Origin of the sequence: Martelella sp. UBA3392, from assembly GCF_002358775.1 — a bacterium.
Classification (GTDB): Bacteria; Pseudomonadota; Alphaproteobacteria; order Rhizobiales; family Rhizobiaceae; genus Martelella; species Martelella mediterranea.
Map to the genome: position 1 here is coordinate 23,053 of NZ_DEPM01000167.1, position 14,297 is coordinate 37,349.

The following is a 14,297-nucleotide window of genomic DNA, read 5'->3' on the forward strand; positions in this document are numbered from 1 at the left end:
ATGAGAGAGAAAACCTCTCTGGGCATGCGGTTTCGGGCAGAAGCGAAGGTCGATTTCCCAAGAATTGATGATTTCTTTGAACCGATTGTCGAATCCATCGCCACCCATGACATGCAGGTCATTCGGCAGAACGAGAGCTGTCGGGTCGTCACGGATATCGGCCTGGGCATGCTTGAAATCGGACCCGGCAAACTATTTCTGACTGTTGAAGCGAATGACACAGCATCGCTCAACAGACTGAAATATGCGCTCTATGGCCCGATCTCCTTCATTGCCGCCAGCGAGAAACCAGTCATCAGGTGGTCTGGCGACGACACCGGTCTGACGCCCTTCGATGAACTGCGCGTTGTGAAGGTTGCTCGCACATTCTTGATCACCCCGCACATGCGCCGCATCGTGTTTGCCGGTGAGGACCTTGGCCGGTTTGACCGTATTGACCAGCTTCACTGTCGGCTCATCTTCCAGCCGAGGGGAACGCTGCGGCCGGAATGGCCGGGCCTCGATGCCAATGGCCATATCATCTGGCCCGAAGGTCGCAAGCTCGACACGCGCGTCTATACCATCCGCGCCATCAATGCTGCAAAAGGCGAGGTGACGATCGATTTCGCGCTTCATCCCAAGGCCGGGCCCGCAACGCGCTGGGCCATGGAGGCCGGGCCCGGCGATATTATCGGCATGGTCGGGCCTGCCGCCAATGGCCTCGAACAGGCGGAATTCTACGTCTTCGCCGGCGATGAGACGGCGCTTCCCGGCATTGCCCGCATGATGGAAGCGCTCGTCAGGTCTGCGACAGGTCATGCTTTCATCGAAGTCGACAGCCCCGATGACGTCCCGGACCTCCACTTTCCGCCCGGCATCACCGTAAACTGGCTCTTTCGCAACGGAAAACCGGCGGGGACGACCTCGCTTCTGGAGGAAGCGGTCCGTAACGTCTCATGGCCCGCCGATTTGTCATCCGTCTTCTTCTGGGGCGGATGCGAACACAAGGCGTTTCGCAAGATCCACCGCCTGCTGCGCCATGAGCGTGGCCTGCCGCGCGAGCGGATGGTTTTCTATTCGCACTGGCACCGCTCGCTCAGTGAAGAACAGATCATCGCGGAAGGCGCGACTGCCTATTTGCCGGAGTGACGGATGGCTGTCGGGCAATGTTCCCGCAGCAATACGCCCGCCGGCCCTGAACCGAGCTAGATGATTGCGCGGCGGACGCGGACCGAGACCCATTCCGACATGATGACCGTTGCCAGAATGACGATCATGGTCACCTGCGGCCAGGCCAGCAGGTTGAGTCGAGTCGGTAAAGCGACAGGCCGATAAGCCGCGGCATCACCTGCGGCTGGACGGCGTAATTGCTCATCTGCAGCCGCGAGGCGACGGTGGCCCGGACGGCTTCCGCCTGTGCCTCGTCTATGTCCTCGATGTCCTCGGCCAGGAGCTTGGATAAAAGCCGATGGTCGCGAAGGACAGCGTCAGCAAGCCAGCAGAGAAACGCGCCTCGCGCGCCCAGCCTTCGGCAAGGCGGGCCCAGTTCGGCTCGGTAACACCGCCAAGCAATGCCGCGGCCTCCCGCGGCTCGCTTCTCTACGCATCGACCGTTTCAATCCGTTCGAGAAGTTCGGCTCGGGGGAGTGCGGCCTCTTTCTCGACCGTCAGGTAGCGATAGCCATGGCGCTGGGCCAGTTCCGTGGCAGCCTGAAACCGCATGTCAGCATCCTCCTGTGTCGCTGGCAAGCCGAGTCTCTCAGGCTGCGATCTGCTCGGCCCAGATAAGAGGGGCGTTGACGTTGGCCTGTGTCTCGGAATCGGTGTGAAGATTGAGCCAGATCTCACTGCGGGTCTTGACCGCCGCGAAACGCTTCGGGACGCGCCGCCGAATACAGAATGCCGATCCTCTTCGCATGAGCGACATCGCACGCTCCCATAATCAATGTCTAGCCGAAACGAAGTGTCAGTTCGCAATCGAGGTTGAGCGATTAAATTATCGTTTTTTATGAGTTCCTTTGAGGTGGCCTGAAAGGGCTATGGCGGATGAGGTGTCCGTCGATCTGATATCGCATAAGATAAAAAATAGAATAATTACAGATAGATAGTTTTTATGGCATTTCCATTTATGTAGCAGAATGTGTAGCAATTCAGCAGAGCCGTTGCGGCGTTTACTATGATGGGCTTAACGATGCCGCCCTTTAGAACTGCAAGCGTTGCGTTAACCTCCTTCAAGCCACTCTGGAGCAAGACGATATGGGTCGCTAGATCCGTTTCAAAATCAGCGGCAAGCGTGCGATGATTCAAATCACCATCCCCTGGCCTCCCATCCGTGTTGAAGCAAATGCGGTTCGTGTCTCAGATCGAGGTGAGATCGTCTTCGGTAGTCTGTGGCGCGCGATCAGTTTGCGACCTTCAGCTTGGCCTGTTCGAGGGTCCAGTATTCCATGTCGAAGAGATCCGCTTCCGAGATCGGCGTGAAGCGACCATAGGATTCGGCGGCATTGATGGCGCGGGTTGCCTGTTCGCAGAGATCACCGCCGATCGTTGCGGCGTTTTCGGTTGCCCCCAGGGCAACCATGCCTTCGCCTCTGATGACCACGACCCGTGGGTAGGTATCGAGGATGGTTTTCGGTTCAGAGGCCCGCGCGGCGTTGCGTCTGAAATAGGCTTCGTAACGTTCGCGGTATGCTGCAAGGGCCACTGCGATCTTCTGCTCGCTGTCGTCTTTTCCGATAATCATGGGCCACGGTTTGATGCGGATCACGTGATCCGGCGTCACCGTGCCGCGCGCGGATAGGTCATCGACGTCCGTTCGCGAAACGTAATCGCGGATTGCAGGCGTCGAGCGATAGTCCATATAAAGCGTCTTCGCAAATGGCGAGCCTTCGCCGCGCAGGACATTTTCCAGCCTCTGCAGCAATGCTTCATCGGCGTGCCTGTCATTTTCCTGCGGCCCGGCCGGGGCGGCGCCCTTATCAGCCAGTTCCTGCTCCGCCATCGTCACGAATTCGATCATCAGATCGTAGGAGTCCTTCGCCGTATCCGCGAAGGTAAAAATGCCGTGGTTTTCGAGCCAGAGCCCTTCGCAATCGGTGTTTGCCCGGTAGACCTTATCCGCCTCGATCGAGAGGTCGAAGCCGGGCATCACATAGGGCACGAAGGCGAGTCGGTCGCCATAGATGCGCTTCACCGTCTCGCCCATGTCCTTCTGGTCGGCCAGCGCGAGGATCGCGGTTGCATGGCTGTGATCGACGAAACGGAAGGGCAGGAAGGCGTGAAGCAGCGCTTCGACCGAAGGGTTGGGCGAGGCGGGATCAAGCAGGTTGGCTCTCAAAAGTGCGACCATGTCCGGATCGCTCAGCTTGTCGCCATCACGCGCAGCGAGAAGCGGCGCCATTTTGACGGCGGGCAATCCGGGCGCTTCGATCGTGTCGAGATCCCAGCCGCTGCCCTTTATGTGGATGATTTCTTCGCCGTCAGCGCCGGTCACCTTGACCGAGGTATTGCCGCCACCGTGGAGAACGAGATCGGGATCGGCCCCGACGATGCGCGAGGTATAGACCCTGAGACCCAGTTGCGGGTCCTGTCCTGCCGCGATCGCGGCGTCTTCGAAGGCCTTTGCATCAATGTCGTTCCAGCGGCTTTGCATGTCATATTTCCCGTTATCAAGAAAATGACGGGCGACCGTGATCGCCCGTCTTGTCGGCTTCGCTTCGATCAGAAGTCGAAATCGTTGATGTTGTCCTTGGTGAAGACAGTCCGCTCCGGCAGCAGGATGATGCCGTTGCCCTCTGCTTCGTAGTCATAGCCCTGGACACTGTTGGGGGAGACTTCGACTGTGCCGATGCCCGGAATGTCAAGCGTGTCGCCCACCTTCATCGGACCGTTCTTGAGAACGTGATCGGCGACGTAGACCGAAATCTTGCCCTGTTGCGTGACATCCCAGAGACCGAAGCGGTCGATCGTGCCGCGCTCGATATAGGGGCGCATGACGTTGGGTGTCGAAAACCCGACGATGGTCACGTCATCCGCGCGCTTCAGGTTTTCAGCGGCCTGGGCAGCCGCGGGAAGCGCATTGGCATCTGGCGCGATGATGGCGTCGAGGTCCGGATAGGTCTGCAGAATGCTTTCCGCCGTCTGCAGCGATTTCTGGGCGTCGTTGTAGCCATATTGCGTGGTCACGATCTCCCAGCCCGGATGCTCCTTGGCGATCTTTTCCTTGGCGGCGTTGGCCCAGGCGTTCTGGTCGGTCACCGTCGGGCTCGAATAGAAGAAGGCGACCTTTGCCTTGTCCTTGGTAACGCCTTCGGCTGCCATGTCCACCAGAAGACCGCCGAGCTGCTCGGGCGTGCCCTGGTTGATGTAGTAGCTGCGGCATTCCGGGTTGACGTCGCTGTCCCAGGTCATGACCAGCACATCGCGCGCCATGGCGCGCTTCAGCGCCGGGCAAAGGCCATCGGGAGAAACAGAGGATACGATGATCGCCTTGTAGCCCTGGTTCACGTAGTTGTTGATGAACTGGACCTGGCCGGAAACGCTCGGCTCGGTCGGCCCGTCATAGGTCACGTCGTCGCCGAGTTCCTCGCCGGCCGCGACCGCGCCAGCGCCGCCGCTCGTGAAAAAGCCGACGCCGACCAGTTTCGGAATGAAGGCGATCTGCTCGGATGCATATGCTCCGCCCGCCATGAGCATCGAGCCGGCCAGCAATGCCGCGCCGAAAACGCCCGTCTTGAAACCAGAATTCTTCATTTTCATTCTCCTCCTTAAGAAACCGTCGCCCGCTTTGCATTCTGCTGGCGTGCGACAGCGATGAAATCGGCCAGCATTGTCGTGCCGTGACGCAATGCGACCGCTACAACCAGCAACCCTCCCGAAAGTGCGCTGGAAATCTGACTGGGAACACCGACGGCCTGTAGGCCCTGCTGCAGGTAGCCTATGACGAAGGTGGCGATCAGAGTGCCGATGATGGACCCCTGTCCGCCGTAGATGGATGCGCCCCCGAGCACGGCCGCCGTAACCGCCGGCAGCAGGGTGGCCGAGCCGAGGTCGACGCGGGCCGAGCCGAAATAGGCCGACAGCGCAAGGCCTGCAATGGCCGCGCAGAGACCGGTGATCACATAGGTGATGGTCTGCACGCGGGCGACGGGAATGCCCGAGAACCGGGCCGCACTTTCTGACTGGCCCGTCAGGAACACGGCGCGGCCGAACCTGGTCATGTGCAGCAACACGATCAGCACCGCCGCAATCGCGACAAACAGCAGCGTGGGAGCGGGAATGCCCAGGAATTCGGCGTATCCGAAACCGGTAAAGACCTCCGGAAAATTGCCGATCCCCTCATAACCGCCGGCGCCCGCGAGACCGGAAACGACGGTCGCAGCGCCCTGGAACAGGTAAAGGCTGCCAAGCGTCACCACCAGCGGCTGGATCTTCGAGAAATGGATGACCCAGGCGTTGAGAAGTCCGCAAAGGCTTCCAACGATCAGGGCAACGGCGATCGAGACGGGCAGCGGCATGCCGAAATAGTTGGAGATGCCGAAGGAGATCGCGGCAAAGCCGATGACGGAAGCGAATGAAACGTCGATCCCGCCTGCGATGATGACCAGTGTCAGGGGCAGGGCGACGATACCGATCTGCACGAAATCGGAAATACCGTATATCAGATTGGAAAGGTTGAGAAAGCGTGGATTGATCAGGCCGAAAACGGCCAGTTCCACGATCAGCATCAAAAGCAGCGCCGTTTCCCAGCGGAAGATGATCTTTTTCATTGGTCGGCTCCGGCATTGGCGGATGTGGACGTGGGAAACTCTGCCGGTCGTTCGTTCCGGTCATGAACGGCATAGCGCTTGGCGCGGATGCGGCGGCTGACGATCAGGCGAATGCGGCCATCGAGCAGGATGACGGAGAGCAGGATTGCGCCGGCGATGAAGTCGTTCCAGTAGGCGGGGATCTTCAGGAAGACCAGCGCGCTGTCGATCGATGTCAGGAACAGAACCGCGGCAATGACGCCGCCGACGGAGCCGGTGCCCCCAAGCAGACTGACGCCGCCGAGAACATTGACGGCAATCGCCTTGAGCTCGACGCCGTTGCCCGCCTGGTTGGGAATGAACCCGATCTGCGCGGCGAAGGTCAGGCCTGCAAGCGCTGCGCAGATGCCGGTTATGACAAAGGCTGTAAACTGAACCAGCCTGACGGGAATGCCCAGATGATGGGCCGCAGCGCGGTTATCACCAACTGCATAGAAGGATCGTCCGAAATTGGTGGCGCGCAGGAGAAGCCAGATCAGGACCAGCATGGCAAAGACGATGAGCGTCAGCACCGAAATACCGAATGCAGCATTGGCGGCAAGCGCCTTCAGGCCCTGCGGCAGATCCTCGATCCAGCGTCCGCCGGTCATGGCCAGCATGAGGCCGCGGTAAAAGCCAAGCGTTCCGAGGGTTGCCACGATCGAGGGAATGCCGAGATAGGCGACAAGCACGCCGTTGACGGCGCCAGCCGCGATGCCGGTCGCAATGCAAAGCGCGATAGCCAAGGGGAGGCTCGCACCCGCATTCAGCGTCAGGCCGAGGATGGCCGCACTGAGGCCGAGCACCGACCCGCTTGAAACATCGATATTGCGGGTGATGATCACCACCATCGTGCCGAGTGAAATCAGGGCCAGCACGAGGCTGTTCGACAGCACCACGGAAGCGGTCGCAAGAGATAGATAGCCGGGGGCAAAGGCGCCGGCTGCAAGCGATGCGAGGACCAGCACAACAAGAAGGGTCAGGACCCGGTTCCGGGAAAAAGCCTCAAGCATGGGCGTTTTCTCCCGCGCCGAATGCCATCCTTGCGATGGCATCGACCGCGATATCGCTGTCGATTTCACCGGCATGCTTGCCGAACGCCATTACCTGCACGCGGTCCACCAGAGTCTCGATCTCATCGAAGTCCGAGGAAATCAGCACGATCGCGACGCCTGTCGCGGCAAGTTCGCGGATCAGGGCGTAGATGTCGTTTCTGGCGGCAACATCGACGCCGCGCGTCGGCTCATCCATGATGAGCACCTTGGGTTTCGCCGACAGGCATTTTGCCATCAGAACCTTCTGCTGATTGCCGCCTGACAGCCCTTTCGCCTCCTGGCCGGGCCCCGTGCAGACGATTCCCATATCGGAACGGAACCGATCGAAACTCAGTCTTTCCCTTCCTGCGCGCAGAAAAAAGGGCAGGCGGTGGATCAGATAGGAAGATGCGTTCCAGAAGAGCGGCGCTTCGAGAAACAGACCGTGCTGCTGGCGGTCTTCGGGCAGATAGACCAGCCCCCGGTCGATCGACCGTCGCGGCGAACGGCTTGGAAAGTCTTCGCCTTCAAGGGTGACGGAGCCGGCCGACTGAGGGCGCAGGCCGAACAATGTTTCGGCAAACTCCGTCCGGCCAGCGCCGACGACGCCGGCAAGCCCCAGAATTTCACCGGCATGGACGTCCATGTCGATATCGGCAAAACCTTCTCCGCTTAGATTTCTGACGCAAAGCCGAGCGCGGCCGACATGGGAAATGTTTCCTGTCGTCCGGGGGACGGTGACTTCACTTTCGGCACTTTCAACGCGGCTCATTGCATCGACGATCTCGTCATCGGTGAAATCGGCGAGCGGACCGGAAAGGACGATGGCACCGTCGCGCAGGACGCTGATCGTTCCGCAGATTTCGCGAATCTCGCGCAGCTTGTGCGAAATGAAGAAGATGCCAACGCCCTGAGCCTGCAGGTTGCGGACACGTTCAAAAAGCGCGCGGGTTTCAAACGGCGTCAGCGCAGAAGTGGGCTCGTCGAGGATGAGAACCCGCGCATCACGAATCATGCCCCTGAGAATCTCGACGATCTGTCTTTCGGCAATCTCCAGCCCGGCGGCTTCGGCATCGAGATCAAGAGAGACCGACAGCTCCTCGAGCAACTGCTCGACGCGGGCGCGCATGCTTCTGGCGGAACGCTTCAATCCGAGGCAGATGTTCTCCAGAACCGTCTGGTTCGGGAAGATATGTGCCTCCTGCGGGACGAAATAGAGCCCGAGTTTCTGGGCGGCTGCAGGCGAGGGGGTCGCAAGCTCCTGCCCGTTGATCTCGACAGATCCCGAATTTGCAGAGATGACCCCGGACATCACTTTCATCAGACTGGATTTTCCGGCGCCATTTCCGCCCAGAAGCGCATGAACCTCGCCAATGCCAAGCGTCAGCGTGACGCCTTTAAGCACCGGCACGGGCCCGTAGGACTTCCAGATATCGGTCAGCTGCGCAGCCCTCCCGGCTGTCGGCATCGCGAATACTCCTCACCTGTTCAAATGCTCCAACGCAACAACATACGATCATATAGATTGAACTTCGTCAACATGATCAGAACTGACGCCGAACAAATCTCCAGAGAATTCGCGACTATAAACGGTCAAAATATAGAAAAATCAGCGTATTGATGCCTCTGGAAAAATTTAACCGCTCTTATCCGTTGACGGATCAAATGTTATTGCGATATGCAAGTGTGCATAAATTGGGATGAGGGAAGCCGATGAGCGCAGACGCTGGCGACTGGAGTTATGCGGATACGGACGAGGAGTTGCTTACCCGTATCGCCTGGTACTATTACAATGATGGCCTGACCCAGAGCGACATCGGCGAAAAGCTCGGCATGTCGCGCATCAAGGTGTCGCGGCTCCTGGAAAGCGGACGCCGCTCGGGCATCATCCAGGTGCGCATCAACTCACGGTATCAGGGTTGCCTGTCCCTTGAGCGCGAGGTGAAAGAGCGCTATGGCCTGCAGGAAGCCTATGTCGTCCCGAAACTTCCCGAGAACAATCCGAGCGACCGCCTCGGCCAGGCCGCCGCCCAGTTCCTGATGCAGAGGCTTGAGCCCGGCGACCTTCTCGCGGTCGGCTGGGGCGAAACGGTTTCCAACACGATGCAGCGCCTCGGTCACGTCGCCAATGAGCGCAGCATCGGCCTCGTCAGTCTTACCGGCGGGGTAGGCACCTATGTTGACGGCATGCGTACGGCAAACTGGGGCAGCAGCGTGCATCTTGTGCCGGCGCCGCTGGTGGTGCGGGATCCGGCGGTTGCCAGCACGCTCAGCCATGAACCGGCGGTTGCCAATCTTCTCGATATGGCCCTGAACGCCTCTTATCAGCTGGTCGGAATCGGCGAAATATCGCCATCCTCGACCGTAGTACGGTCCGGCTACGTCACTCCGGACGAGATCGAGCCGCTGCGCCGCAAGGGCGCGGTCGGCGATATTCTCTGCCAGTTCTTCAACGATCAGGGCGAGGTCCTCGACCTGCCATTCCACAACCGCGTCATCGGCGTGAAGCTTGCCGGCCTCTCGCGCGCGGAAAAAGTGGTTGCCGCCGCCGGCGGCCTGCACAAGGTGCAGGCCATCCATGCGGCGCTCAAGGGCCGTTTTGCCGGCATTCTGATCACCGACGAGACCACGGCTGAGGGCCTCATGAAAATCCAGGAGAGAGCAGCATGAGCAGCAAGCAGACCTATCTGCTCGCGATCGATGCGGGCACCGGCAGCGGAAGGGCCGTCATATTCAACGCGTCCGGCGAACAGATCGCCAGTGCGCAGCAGGAATGGTGGCACAAGCCGGATCCCCGGTTTGAAGGCTCGATGGATTTCGACGTTCAGGGAAACTGGGCGCTGCTTTCGCGCGCAATCCGTGCGGCGCTTGAAAAGGCTGGTCTTCACGGCAGCGATATTGCCGCCGTTAGCGCCACCAGCATGCGGGAGGCCTTCGTTCTATTCGACCGGGAGGGTCGCGAGATCTGGGCCTGCGCCAATGTCGACAGCCGCGCTGGCCGCGAGGTTGGCGCGCTGAAGCGTTCGCACCCGGAACTTGAGGCCCAGCTTTACGCAGAATCCGGCCAGACCTTCGCGCTCGGCGCCTTGCCGCGCTTGCTATGGCTGAAGCGCAACCTACCCGACATCTACGAGCGCACGCACCGTATCGCAATGCTCTCCGACTGGGTGCTGACACGCCTTTCCGGCGTGATTGCCAGCGATCCCTCCAATGCCGGCACGACGGGTCTGTTCGACCTCAAGGCTCGCCGCTTTCAGCCAAGCGCGATGAGCCGCGCAGGTCTCAGAGACGATATCTTTCCCGATTGCGTCGAAACCGGCACTGTGATCGGGCGCGTTACCGATCAGGCAGCCGAGGAGACCGGTCTTGCGGTGGGAATTCCCGTCGTCATGGGCGGCGGCGATTGCCAGATCGGAACCGCGGGCACCGGCCTCGTCAAGGAGGGCGACTGCGCTGTGCTCGGTGGCACATTCTGGCAACAGATCGTCAACGTGTCGCCGAGGGTGACTGATGCGTCGATGGATCTTCGCATCAACCCTCATGTCGTCGAAGGCCTCAATCAGGCGGAAGCGATCAGCTTCTTTGTCGGCGTTGTCATGCGTTGGTTCCGCGACAGTTTCGGTGCGGAAGAGGTTTTGAAGGCGGGAAGCGAGGGCGATGCCTATGCGCTTCTCGAAGAAAGGTCAAAGGCCGTTCCGCCCGGTGCCTATGGCATCATCCCGATCTTCTCCGATGTAATGCATTACGGCGAATGGTATCACGCCGCGCCATCGCTCCTGAACCTGTCGATCGATCCGGAGCGTTCCGGCAAGGCTGCGATCTTCCGTGCCCTTCAGGAAAACGCGGCGATCGTGGCTGCGCGCAATCTCTCGCGCATTTTCAAGCTCGCCGGGATCACGCCGGACAAGATCGTCTTTGCAGCCGGCGCTGCCAAATCGGCGCACTGGGCCCAGATCCTGTCAAGCGCAACCGGCATACCCGTGGTCACGCCGGTGGTGAAGGAGGCGACCGCTTTCGGCTGCGCCGCCGCCGCTGCCGTTGGCGCCGGGCTCTACCGTGATCTGCCCGAGGCCGCCAGTGCCTGGATCCGCTGGGACCAGCGGTTCGAACCCGATACCGATCACAAGCAAATCTATGATGAAGCCGGCGAGCGCTGGGCGCGCGCTTACGCCCTGCAGCTTCAACTCGTCGACGAGGGTGTCACCACCTCGATGTGGAAGGCGCCGGGTCTCTAGGATTTCTCACGACAGTTTCAATTAAAACCGGGAATACAGATATGATTGTTCAATTGGTCAGCATCGAAGTGAAACCAGGCCATGCTGCGGAATTCGTCGAAGCCTTCCGCATCAATTACGAAGGCACGCGCAACGAGCCTGGCAATGTCCGCTTCGATGTCTTGCGGGACCCGGAGAATGAAAACAGCTTTCTCATCTACGAGGTCTTCACGTCGGAAGAAGCGGTCGACGCCCATCGCAAGACCGAGCACTATCAGGAATGCGTCCGTCTGATCGATCCGATCCTGGCGCGACCCCGCACGAAGGTGTTCTATAAGGCCGAAATGGCCGAGTTCTTGTAGTGCCGGGCCGAAGCGCCGATAGAGATGCTGGCCGATGTCGGTTAAGGTGCCTGGCTTCGTCAGACCGGTGAGATCATGACGGATTGATTTGTGCATTGGCAGCGAGCACTTCCTGCGCGCCAGCCCGAGGTGATCTGATCGACCTGTTGAGCAAGCGGCAGTATGCCGCTGACGGTGCGTCCCCATTCCCTCGCATCCAGCGGTTCGAGCGTCTGTAGCTGGCTTTCGGGAAGGGTCACCGGCATGAAGTGCTGTCTCATCGTCATCTGCTCAACAAGGCGCACCTCATCCACCTCCGGATGGATGAAGAAGATCGGACCGCCAGCCGAAAGCGTCGACCGATAGCTTCGCTTCAGCGCGGAGCAGGATGCGACCGATCCCTTCTGCTGCGCCCGCAGGGCAGCCGCGACGTTCTCGAACCAGGGTTTGCGCATTTCGTCATCGAGAGGCAGGCCTTCTCTCATGCGGGCGACGTTTGCAGCGGGATGCAGATCGTCCCCCTCAATAAAAGGAAGACCAAGCCGGCTGGCGAGCCGGCTGCCAAGGGGCTCTTGCCGCAGCCGCCCATGACGATGATATGCTTCGGCGCCATCATGTCAGCCATTCGACCGGCCACATCACGATCTGCGGAAAGGCCGCGACAAGAACCAGCACCACGGCGTTGACCGCGTAGAAGGGCAGGGCGGCCTTCACGAGCTTCGGCGTAGGTACGCCGGACACATAGGCCGTCGCAAACAGGCAGGTGCCGACCGGCGGCGTCGCCAGACCAACGGCGAGGCATGCGACCATGTAGATGAGGAAATGCAGCGGCTCGACGCCCGCCGAAGCCGCGGCCGGCATCAGCACCGGGATCAGCATCAGCGCGGCCGCCACGATATCCATCAGCATGCCGACGACCACGAAGATCAGGCCCATCAGCATCAGCGTCATGAAGGTCGAACCGCCGAAGATCGTCAGGAAGCCGGACGCCTTCTGAGGCAGAAGGTCGACGGTGAAGACAAAGGTTGCAGCGCTCGCGACCATCAGGATCAGCAGAACCGAGCCGGCAAGCTTGCCGGCGACGACCGCGAGCTTCAGGAAATCGCGAAACCCGATCTCCCGATGGACGAGAGCCGCGACGATCAGCGTGTAGAGAACCGCCAGCCCGGCCGCTTCCGTTGGCGTTACGATGCCGGAAAACATACCGCTCAGGATGATGACTGGCGCGACCACGGAGGGGAGCGCCCGAAACAGCGCCCGCGCTGACGCCGTCATGTCAAACGTCGTGATCTTGCCATAGCCCTTCCGGCGCGAGACGATCGTATTGTAGATCGCGAGCACGACGGCGAGCAGCACGCCCGGCCCGAGACCGCCGGCAAGGGCAGCGCCCACCGATTGTCCGGCCGACGCGGCCGCAACGATGATCAGGATCGAGGGCGGCACCAGGGTTGCGAGCGTCGCCGTGATCAGCGTCAGAGCCGCGGAATAGGGCTTCGGATAGCCGCGCGCGGTCATCGAGCGGATCGTGATCGGGCCGAGGCTTGCGATATCGGCAACCGATGAGCCGGAGATGCCGCCGAAGACGAAACTCGAGGCGATATTGACGTGGCCGACACCGCCCGGAAGCCTGCCCACAAGCGCTTCGGCCGCATCGAAGATGCGCTCGGACAGGCCGCCGCGTTCCATGATCTGGCCAGCGAGGATGAATAGCGGAACCGCGATCAGAAGGAAGGAGTTGATCGAGGTCGCCATCGACTGGGTGATCATCGATAACGGCATGTCGAACCACCACAGCGTCGCCGCCGACGCCAGCCCGAGCGCGACGGCGAGCGGCACATCCAGGATCGCGAATAGAATGAAAAGCGCAACAAGGGTAAGGCTCATTGGCTCAATCCTTCCTGTGAAGTCGAAGGCTCTATCCCGGCGTCATCGCCGCGAGTCACGATGAACGCATTGATCGCCGATGCGGCGACCGTAAGAAATGAACCGATAACCAGCGGCAGCGTGGTGACCCACATGCCGATCTGGAGGATCGGCGACAGCTCTCCGAATCTGAGCTGCTGGACCAGGAGCAGCCATCCCTGCCAGGTGACGATGGCGAACAGGAGCATCGCGCTCACCGTCGGCACCAACCGGTAGGCGAGCATGAGGCGGGCCGGCATCACGTTGATCAGCAGGTTGAGCGCTGGGTGCTGGCCGCTGCGGAAACCCGCGGCAAGACCGAGCCACACCGTCCAGATGAACAGAAAGCGCGACAATTCTTCGGTCCAGGCGAGCGAGTGGCCGAACAGCCGCGAACCAACCTGCAGCGTGATCAGCACCACCATGCTGACCACCGCTACCAGGATAATGAAATCGACCACACGCCAGATGATCTTGTCCAGGAACTGCATCGTCTACACCATCAAGGGTTCACATCGGGTGGCGTCCTGACCGTCGGCCGGACGCCCCCGTTGATGTCAGTTCGACTTCACGAAGTCGAGGCTGGTCTGCATGAAGTCCGCGCCGATCTGTTCCTGGAAATCACCATAAATGCCACGGGCAATCTCCTGAACCTTGGCGAGTTCGCCATCGGCAAACACGTTCACATGCATGCCCTTGTCCTTGAGCTTGCCGATGATTTCCTCTTCCTGCCTGATCTCGCTGGCGTCGTGCTCGGCGATCATCTCGTCGGCGGCGGCCTGCACGGCATCATGATACTGTTCCGGGATCTTGTTCCAGGCTGAGGAAGACAGACCGAGAAGGAAGCTGTCGGCAATGTGCTGGGTGAGGTTGAGCTCGCCCTGCACTTCATAGAAGCGGTTGTTGTAGGGCACTTCGACCGGGTTTTCCTGACCGTCGATCGCCTTCAACTGCAGCGCCGAGTAGACTTCCGAGAATGCCATCGGCGTGGGGTTGGCGCCCAGCGCATGGAACAGCTTGACGAACAGCGGATTGTTGGGC

15 protein-coding genes and 1 pseudogene are annotated in these 14,297 nt (G+C 60.3%); 4 read left to right on the plus strand and 12 right to left on the minus strand.

Features of this window, described 5'->3' with window-relative positions:
• The gene (locus tag B4E36_RS12715) at positions 1-1,128 is read left to right on the plus strand and encodes a siderophore-interacting protein (protein ID WP_292056859.1); all 1,128 of its coding nucleotides are present in this window, start codon (positions 1-3) and stop codon (positions 1,126-1,128) included.
• A 157-nt stretch (positions 1,129-1,285) separates the two neighbouring features.
• On the opposite strand, the pseudogene B4E36_RS12720 reads toward B4E36_RS12715, so the two are convergent.
• From B4E36_RS12720 to lsrA, 8 genes and pseudogenes are all read right to left on the minus strand, one after another.
• Positions 1,286-1,479, minus strand: a pseudogene (locus tag B4E36_RS12720) (PhnE/PtxC family ABC transporter permease); the annotation flags it as partial.
• A gap of 99 nt (positions 1,480-1,578) precedes the next feature.
• Positions 1,579-1,701, minus strand: a complete 123-nt coding sequence (locus B4E36_RS12725) for a hypothetical protein (RefSeq protein WP_292056861.1) — start codon at positions 1,699-1,701, stop codon at positions 1,579-1,581.
• A gap of 37 nt (positions 1,702-1,738) precedes the next feature.
• On the minus strand, positions 1,739-1,906 hold the full coding sequence (locus B4E36_RS24330; protein ID WP_366927418.1) for a DUF6538 domain-containing protein: 168 nt from the start codon (positions 1,904-1,906) through the stop codon (positions 1,739-1,741).
• 474 nt (positions 1,907-2,380) lie between these two features.
• Complete coding sequence (locus tag B4E36_RS12730) at positions 2,381-3,631, minus strand: class II aldolase (RefSeq protein WP_292056864.1); 1,251 nt, start codon at positions 3,629-3,631, stop codon at positions 2,381-2,383.
• 68 nt (positions 3,632-3,699) lie between these two features.
• Positions 3,700-4,731, minus strand: coding sequence for an autoinducer 2 ABC transporter substrate-binding protein LsrB (lsrB, locus tag B4E36_RS12735; RefSeq protein ID WP_292056866.1), 1,032 nt, complete (start codon positions 4,729-4,731; stop codon positions 3,700-3,702).
• 14 nt (positions 4,732-4,745) lie between these two features.
• Positions 4,746-5,747, minus strand: a complete 1,002-nt coding sequence (locus B4E36_RS12740) for an ABC transporter permease subunit (RefSeq protein ID WP_292056867.1) — start codon at positions 5,745-5,747, stop codon at positions 4,746-4,748.
• Positions 5,744-6,778, minus strand: coding sequence for an ABC transporter permease subunit (locus B4E36_RS12745; protein WP_292056869.1), 1,035 nt, complete (start codon positions 6,776-6,778; stop codon positions 5,744-5,746). The genes B4E36_RS12740 and B4E36_RS12745 overlap by 4 nt, the downstream gene beginning before the upstream one ends.
• Positions 6,771-8,267 carry an autoinducer 2 ABC transporter ATP-binding protein LsrA gene (lsrA, locus tag B4E36_RS12750; protein ID WP_345900423.1) on the minus strand — a complete coding sequence of 499 codons (1,497 nt, stop codon included), beginning with the start codon at positions 8,265-8,267 and terminating at the stop codon, positions 6,771-6,773. Before lsrA ends, B4E36_RS12745 begins: the two co-directional genes overlap by 8 nt.
• Positions 8,268-8,512: 245 nt before the next feature.
• On the opposite strand from lsrA, the gene B4E36_RS12755 reads away from it, so the two are divergent.
• From B4E36_RS12755 to B4E36_RS12765, 3 genes are read left to right on the plus strand one after another with little or no spacing between them, the layout of a single operon-like run.
• The gene (locus B4E36_RS12755) at positions 8,513-9,469 is read left to right on the plus strand and encodes a sugar-binding transcriptional regulator (RefSeq protein WP_345900424.1); all 957 of its coding nucleotides are present in this window, start codon (positions 8,513-8,515) and stop codon (positions 9,467-9,469) included.
• Positions 9,466-11,034, plus strand: coding sequence for an autoinducer-2 kinase (gene lsrK / locus B4E36_RS12760; protein WP_292056873.1), 1,569 nt, complete (start codon positions 9,466-9,468; stop codon positions 11,032-11,034). Before B4E36_RS12755 ends, lsrK begins: the two co-directional genes overlap by 4 nt.
• 41 nt (positions 11,035-11,075) lie before the next feature.
• On the plus strand, positions 11,076-11,375 hold the full coding sequence (locus B4E36_RS12765) for an antibiotic biosynthesis monooxygenase (protein ID WP_292056875.1): 300 nt from the start codon (positions 11,076-11,078) through the stop codon (positions 11,373-11,375).
• 59 nt (positions 11,376-11,434) lie between these two features.
• Here B4E36_RS12765 and B4E36_RS12770 read toward each other — a convergent pair whose 3' ends face one another.
• From B4E36_RS12770 to dctP, 4 genes are all read right to left on the minus strand, one after another.
• Positions 11,435-11,809: a hypothetical protein gene (locus B4E36_RS12770; RefSeq protein WP_345900425.1), complete on the minus strand. Its 375-nt coding sequence runs from the start codon at positions 11,807-11,809 to the stop codon at positions 11,435-11,437.
• Positions 11,810-11,966: 157 nt separating this feature from the next.
• Entirely contained in the window at positions 11,967-13,238 is a 1,272-nt protein-coding gene (locus B4E36_RS12775) for a TRAP transporter large permease (RefSeq protein ID WP_292056876.1), read from the minus strand.
• Positions 13,235-13,747 (minus strand): TRAP transporter small permease, encoded by a 513-nt coding sequence (locus B4E36_RS12780; RefSeq protein WP_292056878.1) that lies wholly within the window; start codon positions 13,745-13,747, stop codon positions 13,235-13,237. The genes B4E36_RS12775 and B4E36_RS12780 overlap by 4 nt, the downstream gene beginning before the upstream one ends.
• 66 nt (positions 13,748-13,813) lie before the next feature.
• The coding region (dctP, locus tag B4E36_RS12785) for a TRAP transporter substrate-binding protein DctP (protein ID WP_345900426.1) at positions 13,814-14,297 on the minus strand (484 nt) is incomplete at its 5' end.

What these genes read in the sequence shown, in the direction of transcription:
- B4E36_RS12715 (WP_292056859.1), top strand. Translation starts at nt 1, where the DNA reads ATGAGAGAGAAAACCTCTCTGGGCATGCGGTTTCGGGCAGAAGCGAAG.
- B4E36_RS12725 (WP_292056861.1), bottom strand. Translation starts at nt 1,701, where the DNA reads ATGCGGTTTCAGGCTGCCACGGAACTGGCCCAGCGCCATGGCTATCGC.
- B4E36_RS24330 (WP_366927418.1), bottom strand. Translation starts at nt 1,906, where the DNA reads ATGTCGCTCATGCGAAGAGGATCGGCATTCTGTATTCGGCGGCGCGTC.
- B4E36_RS12730 (WP_292056864.1), bottom strand. Translation starts at nt 3,631, where the DNA reads ATGCAAAGCCGCTGGAACGACATTGATGCAAAGGCCTTCGAAGACGCC.
- lsrB (WP_292056866.1), bottom strand. Translation starts at nt 4,731, where the DNA reads ATGAAGAATTCTGGTTTCAAGACGGGCGTTTTCGGCGCGGCATTGCTG.
- B4E36_RS12740 (WP_292056867.1), bottom strand. Translation starts at nt 5,747, where the DNA reads ATGAAAAAGATCATCTTCCGCTGGGAAACGGCGCTGCTTTTGATGCTG.
- B4E36_RS12745 (WP_292056869.1), bottom strand. Translation starts at nt 6,778, where the DNA reads ATGCTTGAGGCTTTTTCCCGGAACCGGGTCCTGACCCTTCTTGTTGTG.
- lsrA (WP_345900423.1), bottom strand. Translation starts at nt 8,267, where the DNA reads ATGCCGACAGCCGGGAGGGCTGCGCAGCTGACCGATATCTGGAAGTCC.
- B4E36_RS12755 (WP_345900424.1), top strand. Translation starts at nt 8,513, where the DNA reads ATGAGCGCAGACGCTGGCGACTGGAGTTATGCGGATACGGACGAGGAG.
- lsrK (WP_292056873.1), top strand. Translation starts at nt 9,466, where the DNA reads ATGAGCAGCAAGCAGACCTATCTGCTCGCGATCGATGCGGGCACCGGC.
- B4E36_RS12765 (WP_292056875.1), top strand. Translation starts at nt 11,076, where the DNA reads ATGATTGTTCAATTGGTCAGCATCGAAGTGAAACCAGGCCATGCTGCG.
- B4E36_RS12770 (WP_345900425.1), bottom strand. Translation starts at nt 11,809, where the DNA reads ATGCGCAAACCCTGGTTCGAGAACGTCGCGGCTGCCCTGCGGGCGCAG.
- B4E36_RS12775 (WP_292056876.1), bottom strand. Translation starts at nt 13,238, where the DNA reads ATGAGCCTTACCCTTGTTGCGCTTTTCATTCTATTCGCGATCCTGGAT.
- B4E36_RS12780 (WP_292056878.1), bottom strand. Translation starts at nt 13,747, where the DNA reads ATGCAGTTCCTGGACAAGATCATCTGGCGTGTGGTCGATTTCATTATC.